Origin of the sequence: Kribbella sp. NPDC058693, assembly GCF_042715335.1 — a bacterium.
Classification (GTDB): Bacteria; Actinomycetota; Actinomycetes; order Propionibacteriales; family Kribbellaceae; genus Kribbella; species Kribbella jiaozuonensis.
Map to the genome: position 1 here is coordinate 370,437 of NZ_JBHXSQ010000005.1, position 17,340 is coordinate 387,776.

15 protein-coding genes are annotated in these 17,340 nt (G+C 67.4%); 5 read left to right on the forward strand and 10 right to left on the reverse strand.

Annotated features, from left to right (window positions below):
* The first annotated feature begins 72 nt into the window (after positions 1-72).
* From ACFWUU_RS36030 to ACFWUU_RS36045, 4 genes are all read left to right on the forward strand, one after another.
* Entirely contained in the window at positions 73-984 is a 912-nt protein-coding gene (locus ACFWUU_RS36030; RefSeq protein ID WP_380182552.1) for an anti-sigma factor RsbA family regulatory protein, read from the forward strand.
* A 134-nt stretch (positions 985-1,118) separates the two neighbouring features.
* The gene (gene ccrA, locus ACFWUU_RS36035) at positions 1,119-2,450 is read left to right on the forward strand and encodes a crotonyl-CoA carboxylase/reductase (protein ID WP_380182554.1); all 1,332 of its coding nucleotides are present in this window, start codon (positions 1,119-1,121) and stop codon (positions 2,448-2,450) included.
* 94 nt (positions 2,451-2,544) lie between these two features.
* Positions 2,545-4,782 (forward strand): hypothetical protein, encoded by a 2,238-nt coding sequence (locus ACFWUU_RS36040; protein WP_380182556.1) that lies wholly within the window; start codon positions 2,545-2,547, stop codon positions 4,780-4,782.
* On the forward strand, positions 4,779-6,221 hold the full coding sequence (locus ACFWUU_RS36045) for an AI-2E family transporter (RefSeq protein WP_380182558.1): 1,443 nt from the start codon (positions 4,779-4,781) through the stop codon (positions 6,219-6,221). Before ACFWUU_RS36040 ends, ACFWUU_RS36045 begins: the two co-directional genes overlap by 4 nt.
* A 441-nt stretch (positions 6,222-6,662) precedes the next feature.
* Here the strand turns inward: ACFWUU_RS36045 and ACFWUU_RS36050 are convergent, their stop codons facing one another.
* On the reverse strand, positions 6,663-7,289 hold the full coding sequence (locus ACFWUU_RS36050) for a hypothetical protein (RefSeq protein ID WP_380182562.1): 627 nt from the start codon (positions 7,287-7,289) through the stop codon (positions 6,663-6,665).
* Between the two features lie 259 nt (positions 7,290-7,548).
* Complete coding sequence (locus ACFWUU_RS36055) at positions 7,549-8,310, reverse strand: phytanoyl-CoA dioxygenase family protein (RefSeq protein ID WP_380182564.1); 762 nt, start codon at positions 8,308-8,310, stop codon at positions 7,549-7,551.
* Between the two features lie 85 nt (positions 8,311-8,395).
* On the opposite strand from ACFWUU_RS36055, the gene ACFWUU_RS36060 reads away from it, so the two are divergent.
* The gene (locus ACFWUU_RS36060) at positions 8,396-9,139 is read left to right on the forward strand and encodes an AraC family transcriptional regulator (RefSeq protein WP_170990026.1); all 744 of its coding nucleotides are present in this window, start codon (positions 8,396-8,398) and stop codon (positions 9,137-9,139) included.
* Positions 9,140-9,310: 171 nt separating this feature from the next.
* Here ACFWUU_RS36060 and ACFWUU_RS36065 read toward each other — a convergent pair whose 3' ends face one another.
* From ACFWUU_RS36065 to ACFWUU_RS36100, 8 genes are all read right to left on the reverse strand, one after another.
* Complete coding sequence (locus tag ACFWUU_RS36065) at positions 9,311-10,069, reverse strand: carbohydrate deacetylase (RefSeq protein WP_380182566.1); 759 nt, start codon at positions 10,067-10,069, stop codon at positions 9,311-9,313.
* 73 nt (positions 10,070-10,142) lie between these two features.
* On the reverse strand, positions 10,143-10,892 hold the full coding sequence (locus ACFWUU_RS36070; protein WP_380182568.1) for a PIG-L deacetylase family protein: 750 nt from the start codon (positions 10,890-10,892) through the stop codon (positions 10,143-10,145).
* 10 nt (positions 10,893-10,902) lie between these two features.
* The gene (locus ACFWUU_RS36075; protein ID WP_380182570.1) at positions 10,903-11,772 is read right to left on the reverse strand and encodes a carbohydrate ABC transporter permease; all 870 of its coding nucleotides are present in this window, start codon (positions 11,770-11,772) and stop codon (positions 10,903-10,905) included.
* A complete protein-coding gene (locus ACFWUU_RS36080; protein ID WP_380182572.1) occupies positions 11,769-12,716 on the reverse strand; it encodes a carbohydrate ABC transporter permease in 948 nt (315 codons plus the stop codon). The genes ACFWUU_RS36075 and ACFWUU_RS36080 overlap by 4 nt, the downstream gene beginning before the upstream one ends.
* Positions 12,713-13,993 (reverse strand): ABC transporter substrate-binding protein, encoded by a 1,281-nt coding sequence (locus ACFWUU_RS36085; RefSeq protein WP_233715210.1) that lies wholly within the window; start codon positions 13,991-13,993, stop codon positions 12,713-12,715. Before ACFWUU_RS36085 ends, ACFWUU_RS36080 begins: the two co-directional genes overlap by 4 nt.
* Position 13,994: 1 nt before the next feature.
* Positions 13,995-14,978, reverse strand: coding sequence for a GNAT family N-acetyltransferase (locus ACFWUU_RS36090; protein WP_380182574.1), 984 nt, complete (start codon positions 14,976-14,978; stop codon positions 13,995-13,997).
* Positions 14,975-16,108, reverse strand: a complete 1,134-nt coding sequence (locus tag ACFWUU_RS36095) for an exo-beta-N-acetylmuramidase NamZ domain-containing protein (protein ID WP_380182576.1) — start codon at positions 16,106-16,108, stop codon at positions 14,975-14,977. Before ACFWUU_RS36095 ends, ACFWUU_RS36090 begins: the two co-directional genes overlap by 4 nt.
* A gap of 81 nt (positions 16,109-16,189) precedes the next feature.
* Positions 16,190-16,957: an alpha/beta fold hydrolase gene (locus tag ACFWUU_RS36100; protein ID WP_380182578.1), complete on the reverse strand. Its 768-nt coding sequence runs from the start codon at positions 16,955-16,957 to the stop codon at positions 16,190-16,192.
* Between the last annotated feature and the right edge of the window lie 383 nt (positions 16,958-17,340).

The following is a 17,340-nucleotide window of genomic DNA, read 5'->3' on the forward strand; positions in this document are numbered from 1 at the left end:
GGGTCGCCGACAGGGTGTGACGGCACGCGCAATTAGCCTGCTCGGTTGCTCCGGGCGGACTACTCTGTTCAGGTGCTGAAGGACAGCGCCACCGACTCCTTGCACGGTGCGCCGGCCGGGTTCAAGCATGATGCCTTCGTCCATGGAACAGACGAGGAGTTCGTGCTGCGCGCGGTCGCGTTCGTTCGCGAAGGGCTGGCGGCGGGGGAAAAGGTCGTGGCCGCGCTACCACCGGAGCGGATCGCGGTACTGCGTGACGCCCTGGAGTCACAGTCGTCCGAGGTGACGTTCGTCGACATGACTGTTGCCGGGGGCAACCCTGCGCGGCTGATCCCGTTCTGGCGGGCGATCCTCGAGCAGGAGCCCGGCCGACGGGTGCGCGGTCTCAGCGAGGCCGCGTACCCGGGCCGGAGCGCCGCGGAGTACGACGAGGTCCTGCTGCACGAGGCGTTGAGCGAGATCGCTTTCGCCGCGGACCGTTCGTTCCGGCTCTGCTGCGGGTACGACGCGTCCGTGGGTATCGACCCGACCGCGACCCACTCGGGACATTCCGGCACAGAAGCCCTTGCGGACAAGGCGTTCCGGACGGCGCTGAGCGACGTACCGGATCGTGCCGAGCGGTGGGAGTTCGGTCCGGACGAGCTCGGGCAGGTGCGGCAATGGGTCGGCGGCCAGGCGTCGTCGCATGGGGTGTCGCGGGACCGGCTCGAGGATCTGGCGCTGGCGTTGCACGAGATCTGCACGAACAGCATCCGGTTCGGCGGCGGTCACGGGGCGCTCGCGGTGTGGATCGCGGACGGTGCGCTGATCTGCGACGTGACCGACCGCGGCCGGATCGACGACCTGATGGTCGGACGGGTGCTGCCGCCGCTGGACGGGCTTGGCGGGCGGGGTGTCTGGCTGGCGAACCAGCTGTGTGACCTGGTCCAGTTGCGGTCCGGCGACGACTTCACCCAGGTTCGGTTGTACACCAGGCTCCGGTAAGACCACTGACAACGGTGGACTGCAAAAGTGACGGTCGTCTCAACCGTCGCTCGCTGTGTTACAGGGCACAGCCAGGCGTGCATACTCAGCGGTAAGTTCCGCTCACCAGGCCGCCGCTGCAGGAGGTTACTTTCGTGAAGCAGATCCTCGAAGCGATCTTGTCCGGTGACACCGCCGCCGTCGGCGAGCTCGACGTACCGGAGCACTACCGCGGCATCACCGTGCACGCCGATGAAGCGGGCATGTTCGAGGGCCTGGAGAGCAAGGAGAAGGATCCGCGGAAGAGTCTGCATCTGGACGACGTACCGACGCCGGAGCTGGGGCCGGGCGAGGCGCTGGTCGCGGTGATGGCGAGCGCGATCAACTACAACACCGTGTGGACGTCGATCTTCGAGCCGGTGTCGACGTTCTCGTTCTTGAAGCGGTACGGGAAGCTGTCGCCGCTGACGGCCCGCCACGACCTGCCGTACCACGTGGTCGGTTCCGACCTGGCCGGCGTCGTACTGCGAACCGGGCCGGGCGTGAACGCTTGGAAGCCGGGCGACGAGGTGGTCGCGCACTGTCTGTCGGTTGAGCTGGAATCGCCGGACGGGCACAACGACACGATGCTCGACTCCGAGCAGCGGATCTGGGGATTCGAGACGAACTTCGGCGGTCTCGCCGAGCTCGCACTGGTGAAGTCGAACCAGCTGATGCCGAAGCCGGCCCACCTGACGTGGGAGGAGGCGGCGTCGCCGGGGCTGGTGAACAGCACGGCGTACCGGCAGCTGGTGTCGGCGAACGGCGCCAACATGAAGCAGGGCGACGTCGTACTGATCTGGGGCGCGTCGGGCGGACTGGGGTCGTATGCGACTCAGTTTGCTTTGAACGGCGGGGCGATCCCGGTCTGCGTGGTGTCATCGCCGGAAAAGGCGGAGATCTGCCGGGCGATGGGGGCTTCGTTCATCATCGATCGGTCGGCGGAGGGATACAAGTTCTGGTCGGACCCGGTGACGCAGGACCAGAAGGAATGGAAGCGGTTCGGGGCACGGATCCGCGAGCTGACCGGCGGGGACGACCCGGACATCGTGTTCGAGCATCCGGGCCGCGAGACGTTCGGGGCTTCGGTGTACGTCGCTCGCCGCGGCGGGACGATCGTGACGTGTGCGTCGACGTCCGGATTCATGCACGAGTACGACAACCGGTACCTGTGGATGAACTTGAAGCGAATCATCGGCTCGCATTTCGCCAATTACCGCGAGGCCTGGGAGGCGAACCGGCTGATCGCCCGCGGGATGGTGCACCCGACGGTCAGCAAGGTCTATGCACTCGAGGACACCGCGCAGGCGGCGTACGACGTGCATCGCAACCTGCACCAGGGCAAGGTCGGTGTCCTCACCCTCGCACCCGAGGAGGGCCTCGGCGTCTCCGACCCGGCGCTGCGCTCGGAGCATCTGGACGCTATTAATCGCTTCCGCAACAGGTAGTTGTCCCCAGCACTCGATTGGCTGGTTTCGGGTGGGTTCTGACAGGCTTATGGTGGGGGATTCACGCTGAGCCGCCAGAAGGGAATCTCGGGAGATGCCTGACGAGTCGAGCCTGCCGTTCTTCGACCGCACGGCGACCGCGGCCGGGGGCTTCCCGGTCAGCCGTCGTGGGTACGACAAACAGGCGGTGGACGACTATGTCCGCGCGCTGGAGATGCAACTCGTGCAGGCGCGTAACCGCGCCGACGAGCTCCAGCACAGTGTCGCGCCGATGCAGCACCAGCTCGAGGAGACGCGACGCCAGCTCGAGGCCAGCGCCAACCCGTCGTACGCCGGACTCGGCGACCGGGCCGCGCAGATCCTCCGGCTCGCGCAGGACCAGGCGTCCGAGGCGCTCGAGGAGGCCAAGCGCGAGGCCGAGGAGCTGCGGGCGAACGCGGCCAAGGAGGCATCCGCGGCCCGGGCGACCGGTGACCGCGAGGCCGAGGACATCCGGACCGTCGCGCTCAACGAGGCCGACAGCATGCGGCGTACCGCCGAGGGTGACGCGGCGGAGGTCCGGCGTACGGCAGAGACCGAGGCGGCCGAGGTGCTGGCTGCGGCGCGGCGGAAGTCCGAGCAGCTGCAGCTGACGGCCGAGTCGCAGGCGAGCACGCTGAAGAACGGCGCGCTGCACGAGGCGGAGAAGATCCGGACCGCGATCCAGCGCGAGTCGGCGGCGCTGCGGGCGCGGCTGGCGGACGAGCGCGAGCAGCAGGCCAAGGAGCTCGCGGACAAGCACCAGCAGATCGCGGCCGACACCGACAGCCTGACCACCCAGATGAAGGACGCCGCCGAGGCGTCCGAGCGCCGGGTGGCCGAGGCGACCGAGCAGGCCCGCAAGATCCGCTCCGAGGCCGAGGAGTCGGCCGAGCGGACGTTGTCCCGCGCCCGTCGCGAGGCCGAGCAGCTGCTGACTACCGCGCGGACCCGCGCCGAGGCCGAGCTGGCGAACGCGGCCGACGAGGCGGAGCGGTCCCGGACGGTCGTCGCCCGCGAGACCGAGCGGCTGGCCAAGCGCCGCGACGGCATCCTCACCCAGATCGCCGGGCTGAACGAGATCGCCAGCAACATCGCGCGGCAGGCAGCCGAGCTCGACTCCGAGACCGCGGCACCGGCGTACGTCAACCCTTTCGCCCGACCGAACACCGGCCCCACCACTGGTGGAGCCGGCACCGCTGACGCCTCGTCCGGCAGCCCTTTCAGCTCCACCCCCGGCTCCGGAATCGGCAGTCCGTTCGCCACCACCGACCCGTCGGACGCCTCGTTCACCCCGGGTGCGGCAGGCGACAGCCCGTTCAACTCCGGCACCACGCCGTCGACCGACAACGGATTCGGTGGCGGGGCGACGTCCTCGCCGAGCACGTTCGGCGCCGGGGCAGCAGGCTCGGGCGCCAACTCGCTCGACTCGGACACGACGGACTCGGACGACAACCCGTTCGGCGCTGGTACGGCGTCCTCGTCGGCCAGCGCGTTCGGCGCCGGAGCGGCGGGCTCGAGCGGCAGCACCCTCGACTCGGACGCATCCGACTCGGACGACAGCCCGTTCAGCGCCGGTACGGCGTCCTCGCGGAGCAACTCGTTCGACGTCGGTTCAGCCGGCGCGGGGAGCTCCCTCGACTCGGACGCATCCGACTCGGACGACAGCCCGTTCGGCGGCGGTACCCCGTCCTCGCCGGGCAGCTCATTCGACGCCGGTTCGGCCGGCGCGGGCGCGAGCTCGCGCGCCGCGGACGCGGCCGACTCGGACGACAGCTCGTTCGGGGCCGGTGCGGCTGGTTCGGTGGCGCCTGGTTCGACGAGCGACGACAACCCGTTCCCGGGTGCGACGCCGGCTGCGAGCGGGTACGCGTCTTCGGACGCCGCAGGTGATTCGGCGTACGACGATGGGGACGGACCGTTCACCGGAGCCAGCCCGTTCGTCGGGATCGGTGCCGGCGACGCGCGCGTCGACGAGACCCGCATCGACACCGCTCTGCGGGTGGACCCGAAGGACGCGTCCGACCTGGCCGACAAGACGAGCAAGACCGCAGGCGGCCCGGCCGACTCCCCCGTTGCGCTGAACGGCTCCGCGAGCGCTGACGCCGACTCCGACGACGCCTCGGACGAGGAGGACGAGCCGAAGGATTCGACGAAGGTGGACGAGTTCCGGCTCGATGACCTCGCCGACGAGGAGACTCGGGTCCAGACGCGGTCGTCCGCCTCGGCGAAGTCCTCCGGGGGCAAGTCGTCCGCCGACGACAAGACCGATGCGGCTACCTCGAGCGCACGATCCCCGAAGGACAAGATGTGACGCCAGCCGGCGACGACACCTCCACAGCGACCGACCCGGACCTCGCGGAAGCCACCCGCGCCGCGGAGACCGCCGCCGCCCAGGCCGAAGCCGCCGCCGACAAGGCCGACGACTCGGCCGAAGAGGCGGAAGCTGCTGCTGGACAAGCCGCCGGCGCGGCAAAGGCCGCCGACTCCTCCGCGGACAAGGCCGATGAGTCCGCTGACAAAGCCGACGAATCCGCTGACAAGGCCGACGACTCTGCCGACAAGGCTGATGAATCTGCTGAAGAGGCGGAAGCGGCCGCGGATGCTGCCGCTGAGAAGGCTGCGGCAGCGGCCAAGGATGCGGACGCCGACGGGGACTTCGTCGACGAGATGCTGATCGAGGAACGCCACCCGTCCGTCGGGATGGGCGTTCCCGGTCCGCCGCTGCGGCGCGGCAACCCGTTCACGTTCGGGTTCTTCGCGGCGCTCGGCGTACTCGTCGCCTGGGGCTTGTGGAACGCGGCCGGCCAGGCCCGTTCGGTGCTCATCCTGCTGCTGGTGTCGATGTTCATCGCCGTCGGCCTGAACCCGCTGGTCGAATGGTTCATGCGCCGCGGCCTGAAGCGTGGTGTGTCGGTCGCCGTGGTGTTCCTGCTGATGATCCTCGCGGTCGCCGGCGTCGGGTTCGCGATCGTCCCGGTCGTCACGGATCAGATCGACAGCCTGATCAAGAACGCGCCGGGCTACCTCGACCTGCTGCAGAAGTCGAAGACGCTCAACCAGCTGGACGACAAGTACCACTTCATCCAGAAGGCCCAGGACTACATCCAGGACCCGGCGCTGGCGCAGCGCGCGTTCGGCGGCATCCTCGGCGTCGGCAAGGTGGTCGCGAACGCGCTGTTCAACACGTTCACGATCCTGGTCCTGACGCTGTATTTCCTCGCGTCGCTGCCGTCGGTCAAGCGCGCGGCGTACAGCCTGGTCCCGCGCACCCGCCGTACCCGCGTCTCGATCCTCGGCGACGAGGTCCTCGGCCGCGTCGGCGGGTACGTCAGCGGCCAGTTCCTGGTCGCGCTGTGCGCCGGCGTCTGCATGTTCATCTTCCTGGAGATCGCCGGCCTGCGTGACTACGCCGTCGCACTGGCGATCGTGGTGATGTTCTGCGACTTCATCCCGATGGTCGGCGGCCTGATCGGCGTCGTCGTGGTAGCCCTGATCGGCTTCACCACCGGCCTCTGGACCGGCATCGCCTGCCTGATCTACGGCATCATCTACCAGCAGGTCGAGAACTACATCGTCGCCCCCCGCATCATGCGCCGCGCCGTAGACATCCCCGGCGCCGTAACAGTCATCGCCGCCCTCCTCGGCGGCGCCCTCCTAGGCGTAGTAGGCGCCCTCCTAGCCATCCCCTCCGCCGCCGCCATCCTCCTAATAATCCGAGAAGTCTGGGTCCGCAAAGCCGACGACTCCTAGAACCAGCCAGCCCATCGCGGTGCTACGCGCGACTCCTTCGTCGCCGTGCTACGCGCCGCACCCGCCCACCCCCGGGCTCATCGCCCGGACCATCCCATCCGGCTACCGCCGGCACCATCCGGCTGTCGCCGGGACCATCCGGCTGTCGCCGGACTTGCGGGCTGGCGCCCGCACCCGTGCGCGCTACCGCGCGTCCGACCGCAGCGTGGTGCCGCGGGCTGCGAATACCTGATCAGATGCGGTGGCACATCCTCGCGTCGTGGCGGCACCTGACGTAGATACGTGAGGCGAGCGCGGCGTCCTGCCGCGAACTGCGACCTCGCGTGCCTGCACGTGTCGTGCCAGGTCACGGTGACCCGTCGAGACGTGGTTTACGCGGCCGCTGGCAAACGGCAGACGAGGCGGAGCGCCGGATGGGTCAAACGCGCTCCGCCTCCCGCGTCACACGCTCTGCTTTTGCGAAGCCGACCGGCTGGCCGGGCGCTTGGCAGGGCGGGGGTGTGGCGCCTTTCGAACCGATGGCCCGCTCCCCTGCTGCACAGGTTCCTTGGACTGCCGGTTCTTCTTCGGCCCGGTCACCTCGACGAGTCGCACGGCTCGGCCGTCGGCGAGTTGGATGACGAGGTCGTGGGCGAACTCCTGTCGGGACTGTCGGATCACCTTCGTTGAGTCGCCGTCGCTCTGCGCGGCTGCCTGTACCAGTTGCGAGACGCGTTGGTGGGAGATTCCGAGTACGTTGCTCACGTCTCTTACCGGAACACTCGCGTCCGTCAAGGACGACGCAACCTCGCGGGTGAGCTCGGCGATCATGGCTTCGAGGTCCTTGGCCCGGCGACGCAGTCCGTCCACGAGAGTCTTCGCTTCGAGCAGATCCTGGCCGTCGGCGGCGATGCCGGATACCTCGACGGCAACCCGAGAGAGCGGAACGTCAGTCGTAACGGCGATGTATTCGCGGGCCATCTGCTCGACCTCGTCCAGCCTGCGCGCTTGGGTCAGACCATCGAGCTCAGGCACCGCCACCATCCACCATCGGCCGTCACGCTCAACCGTCACCTCGTATGTCTTCACTGGCCTGTCCCCTCACATTCAGCGAGTGCCTTACCGGCCTTCCGCACGACGCCCGGTGAGATCATCCGATGGCCGTCCGGCAAGGCGAACGCGTGCTGACCACAGGAGCACTCGTACAAGCTGTGCGACCCTTCCGTCCTGATCTGCCGCCAACCAGCATCCTTGAACGCCTTCACGACCTTCCGTGTCGGCTGCTCACTAACCATGCATTTTAGTCTAGGAAGCTAGACAGTTTCAAGGCAAATCGTATAGACAGAACTCAGTTGGTGACGTTGAGGATGAAGTGTTGGGCTGGGGTTAGGCGTTTGTAGGTTTGTACGCGGATGTAGGACTGCTGGTCCAGCTGCTGGGGGAGGTGGCGGAGGGCGAAGTAGGAGTGGAGGGCTCGGCGGGGGGATTGGGTTTGGTTTTGGGTGCCGCCGTGCCAGAGGTGGCTGTTGAAGATGACTACGGTGCCGGCTTTGCCGGTTAGTTGGATCTGGTCGGGGTGGGGGTCGCCGGGGTTGGGCATCTCGTCGCCGGGCAGGGTGCCGCGGCGGTGGGAGCCGGGGACTACTCGGGTGGCGCCGTTCTCGGGGGTGAAGTCGTCGAGGAGCCAGATCGAGTTGCAGACCTCGTATTCACCTGGTTGGACAGGATGCCCGGAGTCCGCATGCAGCCCCTGGTGGCCCTCGCCGGGTAGAGCCGCGCGGCTGTTGAGGGACGACAGTTTGAACTCGCCCAGCACGTGCTGCATCGCGGCCAGCACTCTCGGATGGCTGAAGCAGACCTCGAACTTCGCGTCCTTGTTGACCAGGTCGGCGAGCCGGTCCGTGCCCTTCTCCTGATGTACTTCGAGACCGGCCCGATCGCCTTCCGCCGCGGTGAGCTCCGCCAGCCGTTTGTTGAGCGCGGACACCTCCTCCAGCGTCAGGATCCCCTCCAGCGGGAGGAATCCGTCGCGGTCGAGCTTGTCCTTCTCGGCTTGGGTGAGTACGTCGTCGGTCACGCCGAGGTCGCGTAGTGCGGTCGCCATATCCATCACAGCTCTCCTTCCCAAGATGCACGAATCGATGCCAGCATCAATCCGACGTACCCGAGAAACAATGCAGAAGGCGACAGGGCTTATGCACAAATCGCTACGGCTGCTCGGCGCCGGCGTACACACCGCAGCGCCAGGCAAGGACTACCCGCTGCACGCGCACACGTCCTGGGAGCTCGTGTACTACGTTCGCGGCCGCATCACCTGTCCCGTCGGCGAGGAGACGTACGCCGCGACGCCCGGCACCGTACTGCTGACTCCGCCGAGCACCTGGCACGCCGAACAGAGCCGCACCGGGTACGCCAACCGCTTCCTCCAGGTCGACGCGGCAACGACCCACCCCTGGCCCCGACTCTGCTACGACGACGCCGACCACACGCTCGGCCGGGTCTTCGACGCCCTCGTACGCGAGAACAACGACGACCTCCGCGCGCTCCTGCTCTCCGAGCTCGACCTCCGCCTGAGGCGCGCAGCCGCAGCCCCGCCCACAACCCCGGCTGAGCAACTAGTCATCGAAGCAGAACGCATCTTCGAGGAACGCTTCGCCAGCGGCCTCCGAATCGCCACCGTCGCCGCCGACCTGGGCATCTCTCAGTCCGGCCTGCGCGCCGCCTTCACCCGCCTCCGCGGTACGAGCCCGCAAGCCGCACTCCAAGCGGTACGCCTACGCCACGCGCTCTCGCACATCCGGAACTCGACGCTCCCGCTGCAAGCGATCGCGGACCTCACCGGCTACCACTCCGTCAGCCACCTGACCCGCCACATCAAGGCAGCCACCGGCTCACCGCCCGGGGCTCTCCGCAGTACCGAGTTCGCCCTTGAGCAGTGAACCGATCCACGCATCCACCCGCACCCCGCGATGCACCAGCCCGCTTGCGCAACTCCCCCTCCATGACGAACTCAGCAACGCGACGCATCGTTGCCGATCTCCGCACGCCATTCGACGAGCTCCAAGCACTGCGTCTCCATCAGGGCCGCAGCAGCAGCCGGCCTGCGCTGATCACGAGAAGGCGGCGGCGACCGTTGTGAGCTCGATGCCGCGTTCCTCGATTGCCTTGCGGATCTCGGGATCGGTGACGAGTTCCTGGTCGGACAGCCGGTACTCCTCGGCCCAGCGATACGTGTAGGACCCGGGCTTGTGCAGTGCCCCGAGCTCAGGCTCCGCCGCGGCGCAGTGCGTCACGAGCAGATGCACTCCCGGCGTCAGCTTGTCGAGGTACTCGAGCAGCCACGCCCGCTTCACGTCCGCGTCCCGATCGCTCAACGTCTCGATCGACCCGAACCGCTGCGACTCCACCGCCCCATAAATGAACGGCTTGCCCGCCGCGCGAGACACCTCGTCGTACGCCGCGGGCGTCGCCGACTGACCCATGTGTACGTCGAGGTACTCGATCGCCAGCCCCTCCGCCGCGAACTTCGCGACCTGAGCGTTCAACTCGGCCACCGAGTCCTCATAAGTCACCGACGCCTGCGCCTCAGCCACCGACCGCAGGAACGTCCCGTCCTCCCCCACCAACGACGCCCCATCCGTCAACGGCCGCCACCGCAGGAAGTCCCACTCACACGTCAACGTCTGGTGCACACCCAGCGGAATCCCGAACTCCCGCGCCAACGCCGCCGCCTCGGTAAACCAAGGACAAGCCGCCATCGTCGACACCTGCGTGACGATCCCGTCCCGAAACGCCTCCACCGTCCCGACGTTCACGGCATGCAACATCCCGAAGTCATCCGCTTGCACAACCAACCGAACCTCAGCCACGCCCACTCCATCCATAGCCGACAGAACCGCCTACGACCGTACTTCCTGCATGCCGTCGACCGCACCGCGAGATCTACGGACCGGCGAGTTTGGTGACCTCCGGGGTCTGGTTGGTGTGGAAGGCGCAGGCTCGGGGGTAGGACGCCAGGCAGCCTCGGGTGGTCATCAGGGCGGTGTAGTAGTCGATGTAGCGGAAGCCGTAGGTTTCGCCGCGGGCGAAGGCTTGGTGGCGGATGGCGGAGACCCAACGGTAGAAGGCCTCGTCGGGAATGGGGACGTAGAGGGACGGCGTGAAGCCCTCCATGTCCTCCCAGTTCTCGGCGTGCAGGAAGCTGCGTACGCCGTGTCGCGGGAGGGCAGCGAGCTTGGCCACCAGGTCGGCGTACGGCGTGGCGAGATCGTCGGTCGGATCGATCGGTAGCCCGGCCAGGAAGCGGGCGCGTTCCGACAGGGCGGCGGCGTTCTCGTGGTCGCTGTGGATGGAGTGTTTCCAGTGGGTGATGATCGTGTCGGGCTGCTTCTCGCGGATGATCCGGGCCAGCTCCAGCGCCACGTCGTCGGTCGCTCCAAGGAACCCGTCGCTCTGGTCGAGGACGACGAAATCCGCGCCGATCGCGTCCGCGAACGCCGTACCCTCGGCGATCTTCTGCTTCTTGTACTCCGTCGGCGTCAGCCGCGGGTGACCGCGTTCGCCCGGCGTCAGCGCGACGATCGTGGCCGACGCGCCTTCCATGATCAGCTTGGCCAGCGTCGGCCCCGCGGTCAGGTCCATGTCGCCGATGTGCGCCCCGATGGCGAGCACCGTTCTGTTCACAAGGGTCACAACCGTCTCCTCATTTCAGGCCACTGAGTACGACGCCGCGCACGTAGTACTTCTGGAACAGCAGGAACACGACCAGCACCGGCAGCGTGCTGATCACCAGTCCGGCCATCACGATCGGCATCGTGCGGTCCGGGTCGAGGAAGCTCTGCAACAACTGGATGCCGACCGGCAGCGTCTGCAGGTCGGGGTCCGAGGACGAGATCAGCAGCGTCCAGATGTACTCGTTCCAGGTGCCGATGAACGTGATCAGGCCGAGCGTGATCGCCACCGGCTTGGTCTGCGGCAGCACGATCAGCCGCCAGGTCTGCCACTGGTTCGCGCCGTCGATCTTGGCCGCCTCGAGCATCTCGTCCGGCAGCGACACCATGAACTGCCGCATCAGGAAGATGCCGAACCCGCTCACCGCGAACGGCAGGATCAGCGCGACCAGACTCGTCGTCAGCCCGCCGTCACCGCCGCGCCCGAGGATGTCGTTGCCGCCGGCAAGCGGCCAGTTCAGCATGATCAGGAACGTCGGGATCAGCAGCAGGAACGGCGGCAGCATCATCGTCGCGAGGATGAACCGGAAGATCACCGCCCGGCCGCGGAACCGTAGCTTCGCGAGCGCATAGCCGGCCATCGACGACGTCACCAGCACCGACACCGTCACGCTCACGGTGACGATGACGCTGTTGCGGAACAGCCGGAGCAGTTCCAGCTGCGAGAACGCCTCGCGATAGTTGTCCAGGTTGAACGACTCAGGCAGGAGCTTGTACGGGATCACGCCGTACTCCCCCGGGCCCTTGAACGAGCTCATCACCATGTCGAGAAAAGGCATCACCATCGCGATGCCGCCAAGGATCACCACCAGGTACGCAAACCACGGAAATCGTCGTTTCACGAGGTCTCCTCTCCGCGCCGCCGGGCGATCCACAGCTGCAGCAGCGTGATCGCCAGGATGATCACGAACAGCACCATCGCCATCGCGCTGGCCGTCCCCCAGGCGCCGAACTTGAACGCCCGCTGGTACATCTCGAACGCCGCCACGTTGGTCGCGTTCACCGGCCCGCCGTCACCGGTCATCACGATGATCAGCGCGAACGACTGGAGCCCGCCGATGAACTGCGTGATCAGCACGAACAGCAACGCCGGCCGCAGCAACGGCAACGTGATCGACCAGAACATGTGCCACGAGTTCGCCCCGTCCACCTCGGCGGCCTCGTAGTACATCTCCGGGATCGCCTTCAGGCCGGCGGTCAGGATCAGTACGGCGCCGCCGATCGACGCCCAGGCGTGGACGACGGTGACCGACGGCAGCGCGTACGACGAATCGGACAGGAACCCGACGCTGTTCACCCCGAGCTTGTTCAGTACTGCGTTGATCAGGCCGGCCGGCTGGTACATCATCTTCCACACGTTGCCGATCGCAACCACCGTGGCGACGACAGGCAGGAAGTAGAGCACCCGCCAGAATCCCTGGAACGACAAGCGGTCGATGCAGTAGGCAACCAGTACCGAGCCGAACGTTGCCAGGAACACCGATCCGAACGCGAACAGCAACGTGTTGACGAGGATCGGCTTGACGAACGTCGCGTCGAAGCTCAGCACGTCGCCGAAGTTCGAGAACCCGGCCCACTTCAACGTCCTGAGGTCGAACCCGCCCCAGTCCGAGAACGCCAGCACGATCGCGAAGATGAACGGCAGGATCAGGAACACGCAGAAGAACAGCAACGCCGGTGACAGGAACAGGTACGCCGCGAGCCCCTCGCGATGCAGCCTGCCGACCCGCCGGGCCGGCGTGGCGGCCATGCCGTCAGTGCCGACCCGGCCGACCGCGGTGGTCATTGCGGCTTGACGGCCTTCGCCGCCTGCGCCAGCGCATCGTCCGGATTCTTGCCATCAGCAAGCACCGTCATGATCGCGTTGTGCAGCGCGGTCTTCGCCTCGTACGCCCCCGGCTGGTTCGGCTCCGCCATCGCGTACGTCGCCGCGTCGTAGATCGGCGCCAGGTTCGGGTCCGACAACGACTTCTTGTACTCCGCCTGGTCCGCCGTCCGCGGCGGGATCAGGCCCTGGTCGGCGAGCCACTTGCCGGTCTCGGTCACGCTGCCGCCCTGAGCCTTGTGCTCGTTCATCCAGGTCAGGAACTTCCACGCCTCGTCCGCGTGCTTGCTTCGCTGGTTCACGCCCATGAAGAACCCGTACGCCAGCGAGCCCTTGCTACCCGGCGTCGGTCCGGGGATCGCGGTCACGCCGACGTCCGAGCCGTACTTGTCCTTCATCTGGGTCTTCAGGCTGCCGATCCACCAGCCGGCCTGGATCGCCATCGCGACACCGCCGCTGCGGAACTGCTTGGTCGGCGAGATCGAGGTGTTCGACGCCTTCGCGGCGGCCAGATCACCCTCGAACTTCAGCGCCGCCTTGCCCTGGTCGTTGTCGAACTGCGGCGTGCCGTCGGGGCCGAGGAACTTGCCGCCGGCCGAGTCGAGCAGCGACAGGAACGGGTGCACGGACTTGTTGTCGCCGTCCTGGATCAGGCTCAGGCCCTCGACCTGGATGTTGCCCTTGGCATCGCGCTTGACCGTCTTCTTGGCGGCGTCGGCGAGCTCGGCCCAGGTGGTCGGCGGCTTGGTGATGCCGGCCGCGGCGAGGATCTTCTTGTTGTAGAAGAGCACGTAGGTGTTCAGCTCGGTCGGGTAGCCGAGGAGCGTGTCGCCGGTGGTGACCGCGCCGAGCGCGGCCGGGCTGTACTCCGCCTTGATCTTGGTCGCGATGTCGTCCGGCACCTTCGCCACGACGTTCGCCTTCATCAGCTGTCCGCCCCACAGGCCGTACGCGCTGACGATGTCCGCGCCGCGACCGCCGGTCTGGCGGACCGTCATCGTGGTCAGCAGGTCGTCGAACTTGACCACCTGCGCTTTGACCTGGATCTTCGGGTTGTCCTTGTTCCATTCGGCGATCATCTTGTCCAGCCCGTCCTTCGACGGGCCGTCGCTGTAGTGGCTCAGCAACGTCAGCTCGACCTTGTCGCCGCTGCCGGAGTCGCTTCCACCTCCGCAGGCGGCGCTCGTAGCCAGGAGCCCCAGGACAACGGCAAGCCGCAAACCTCTGGCAATGCGCATGTCACTCCTCAAAGTCAGCCGGGCGCAGGGGCGCCCGGAGAATGGTGAACGTGCGGGTGATGTCGAACCCCGTCTTCAGGTACAGCTGCCCGGCCGCGGACTTCTCCCCGGTCCACAGGAACCAGGCAGAGTGGGCGCCGGCGGCAACCATCCGCTCGAGCGTCAGGTGCAGCAGCACCTTCCCGAGTCCGGTGCCGCGCGAGCTCGGCAGTACGCCGAACGGGCCGAAGCGGTCGATCACTCCTTCATAGGTGCCGTGCATCGCCCAGCCGAGGATCGCCCGGCCGGGGTCGCGCGCCACGACAATGCGCTCCAATGGCAGACCGGAGACGACGCCTTCGCGGATCGCGCGGGCCCAGTCCGGGTTGAACTCCGCGCCGGCGATCGTGATCAGCGCGGTCAGCTCGTCATCGGTTGGTATACCAAAGCCGTAGCCCTCGGCCGTCAGGGCATCGATCCGCTTCCGGACCTCGTCCGGAATGGCATACCCGACCAGACCGCGGTCCATCGCGACCGCGTCGTACTGCCGCTCGAAGCCCAGCTCGGCCAGCAACCGGGCGGCGGACGGATAGCGAGCGCTGTCGAGGCCGGGGAGGAAGTAGTTCGGCGTGTACGACGAGAAGAACACCTCGGACCGGCCGTGCGACCGCAGCCAATCCATTGCCGCCGACAACAATGAGCGACCGATGCCGCGCCCGCGGTACTCCGGATGCACGAAGAAGAACGGGATCCAGCCGGCCGTGGGCTCGAGGTCGTCGGCGTCGACCGCGATCAGGCGGCGCACCGCGTACGCAGCTCCGACGATCCGATCATCGGCCACGGCAACCTGCAGACCGGCAGCGTCGAAGTTGCGATCGAGCAGGAACAGGTCGCGGAACCGCTGATAGGAGATCGGGTCGGCGGGCGCCGCGGCGGTCCAACAGTCGGCGAGAGTCGGTCCGTCGCCGACCTGGAACGAGCGGATCTTCACATCCGACGACGTCATCGGGCAGTCCCTTCGTAGAGCAGCACGCCAGGTCGTACCCACCCGGACGGCGTCGTTGCCGCGGGCAAGAGATCGACCGGGTCGTCGCCGGCCTCGAGCGCCTTGCGCAGCGAGTCCGAGCCCCACAGCCGATCGAGCGACGGCAGCATCCCGAAGTTGTCCGGGTACAGCTCGTTCAGCACCCGGAGCATCACCAGCGCGGTCCGCACCGGCTCGAACGCATCCCGATCGACAACATGAAGCTGTACGCCGGACACCGCCTGGCCGGCGTACTTACTGAACACCGGCTCGAACCAGGTCCGCCGGAAGATCACGCCCGGCAACTCACACGCAGCCAGCGCCGGCACCAGCCGATCGTCGACGTACGGCGCCCCGATCGTCTCGAACGGCCGCGTCGTACCGCGGCCCTCGCTGAGGTTCGTGCCTTCGAACAAGCCGGTCCCGGGGTATACCAAAGCTGTCTCCGGCGTCGGCATGTTCGGCGACGGCGGCACCCATGGCATACCGGTCCCCCACGACCCGGGCGTCCAGCCGTCGACCGGGATGACCGTTGCCTCACCCAACTGTCGCGCGAGCTCGCCAACAGTCAGCCCATGTCGCAACGGAATCGGCGCCCGGCCGACGAAGCTCTCGAACCCCGGCTGTAGCACCGGTCCCTCGACCCGCACGCCCCCGAGCGGGTTCGGCCGGTCGAGGACGACAAATGGCATACCAAGCCGAGCGGCTGCCTGCTGGCAGTCGTACATCGTCCAGACGTAGGTGTAGAACCGAGTCCCGATGTCCTGGATGTCGAAGAGCAGCACGTCGACACCGGAGAACAGGTCGTCGAGCTCCCGCCCGTGCCGCAGATAAGTGTCGAAGACCGGGAGGCCGGTGTCGGGATCGACGCCTTCACCTTCACTCGCACCAGCTTGCGCCGTACCGCGGAGGCCGTGCTCGGGACCGAACAACGCCGTCAACGGCAGGCCGGCCGCACGCAACGCGACCGAGGTCGGCGTGAGGTCCGGCAGTACGCCGGTGAAGTTCGTGATCAGTCCCAGGCGCCCGTCGGGCACCAGCCCCCGGTCCTCGGCCAGACGCTGCGCGCCGGTCCGGACCACCATCGCCGCCACCACCAAACCCCAGATCATGGATCCTGCAGGAACTGGGTTGAAAACTTACCGATGATGTCAGGCGGAGGTCAATGGATTACGGACAAACGTTTACCAACGTCAGGCAAGGAACGGCGTGAGGGCTGCCAGGAAGTCGTCGAGCCGCTCGGCGTGGACCCAGTGCCCGGCCTCGGGGACCTCGGCGTACTGGACGTGCGGGAAGTAGGCGGCGATCGTCTCGCGGTGGTCCTGCTGCACGTAGTCGGACTTCCCACCGAAGATGAACAGCGTCGGCCCGTCGTACCGCAGACCGGCCGCCTCCGCGGGCCAGCCCGAGATCGCCGGCAGAGCGGCCTCGATGACCGGGAGGTTCGGCCGCCACCGCGCACCATCAGCGTCGAGGATCAGGTTCTGCAGCAGGAAGGCGCGCGTCCCCGGCGTCGGTACGGCGGACACCAACTGCGCGTCCACCTCGGCCCGACGACTCACTGACGACAGGTCGGCGTTCCGCATGGCCTGCGCGTACTCGACGAAGGCCGGCGGATACACGACCGGAGCTGCATCAACCACAACCAGACGCGAGACCACTTCCGGATACTGCAGAGCGGTCAGCATCGCGGTCTTACCACCCATCGAGTGACCGACCAGGGCAACCGGCCCGACCCCGAGCGACTCGATCGTCTCGCGGACATCGGCCGCCATCTCCGGGTAGCTCATCGTGTCGACGTGCGGCGAGGTCCCGTGATTGCGCAGGTCGAACGCGAACACCCGGTGCTTGTCGGCGAGCCGGCGCGCGGCAGTCATCCAGTTCCGCCCGGAGCCGAACAGTCCGTGCATCACCACAACAGGCGTCCCCGACTCGCCGTACGACGTGACCGGAAGCTTCATGCAGACACCTTTCAACGGCTCCGTTGCCAGCACGCGGTATGCCAATGGCGCCGCTCGTCGAGAGACTGGGCGCCGCCGATCGCGCCGAGCAGGCTGGGGTTCTCCGGCCACACGACGACGTGCGGGGTGGCCGGCAGGATCTGCTGGTCGCAGCCCGGGCAGCGGTACGACTTGGCGGACGCCGACCCGGAGACCCGCCGTACGTTCCACTCACCGTCGGCCTTGGCCTCACGGCTCTGGGTACCACCGAGCAGCGGGGGGGGCCGGTCCCGGCCCGGCGCCGGGGGGGGGCGGGGGGGGGGCCAAAACCCCCGCTCGTATAAAAAAAATGAGCCGCCCCCCCAAAGAAATTTTTTTTTATAAGTGGGGGGGGGGGGGATTAA

Excerpts from the sequence above, each read along its gene's own strand:
- ACFWUU_RS36040 (WP_380182556.1), top strand. The coding sequence starts at position 2,545 with ATGCCTGACGAGTCGAGCCTGCCGTTCTTCGACCGCACGGCGACCGCG.
- ACFWUU_RS36055 (WP_380182564.1), bottom strand. The coding sequence starts at position 8,310 with ATGGATATGGCGACCGCACTACGCGACCTCGGCGTGACCGACGACGTA.
- ACFWUU_RS36060 (WP_170990026.1), top strand. The coding sequence starts at position 8,396 with ATGCACAAATCGCTACGGCTGCTCGGCGCCGGCGTACACACCGCAGCG.
- ACFWUU_RS36080 (WP_380182572.1), bottom strand. The coding sequence starts at position 12,716 with ATGACCACCGCGGTCGGCCGGGTCGGCACTGACGGCATGGCCGCCACG.
- ACFWUU_RS36085 (WP_233715210.1), bottom strand. The coding sequence starts at position 13,993 with ATGCGCATTGCCAGAGGTTTGCGGCTTGCCGTTGTCCTGGGGCTCCTG.
- ACFWUU_RS36090 (WP_380182574.1), bottom strand. The coding sequence starts at position 14,978 with ATGACGTCGTCGGATGTGAAGATCCGCTCGTTCCAGGTCGGCGACGGA.
- ACFWUU_RS36095 (WP_380182576.1), bottom strand. The coding sequence starts at position 16,108 with ATGATCTGGGGTTTGGTGGTGGCGGCGATGGTGGTCCGGACCGGCGCG.
- ACFWUU_RS36100 (WP_380182578.1), bottom strand. The coding sequence starts at position 16,957 with ATGAAGCTTCCGGTCACGTCGTACGGCGAGTCGGGGACGCCTGTTGTG.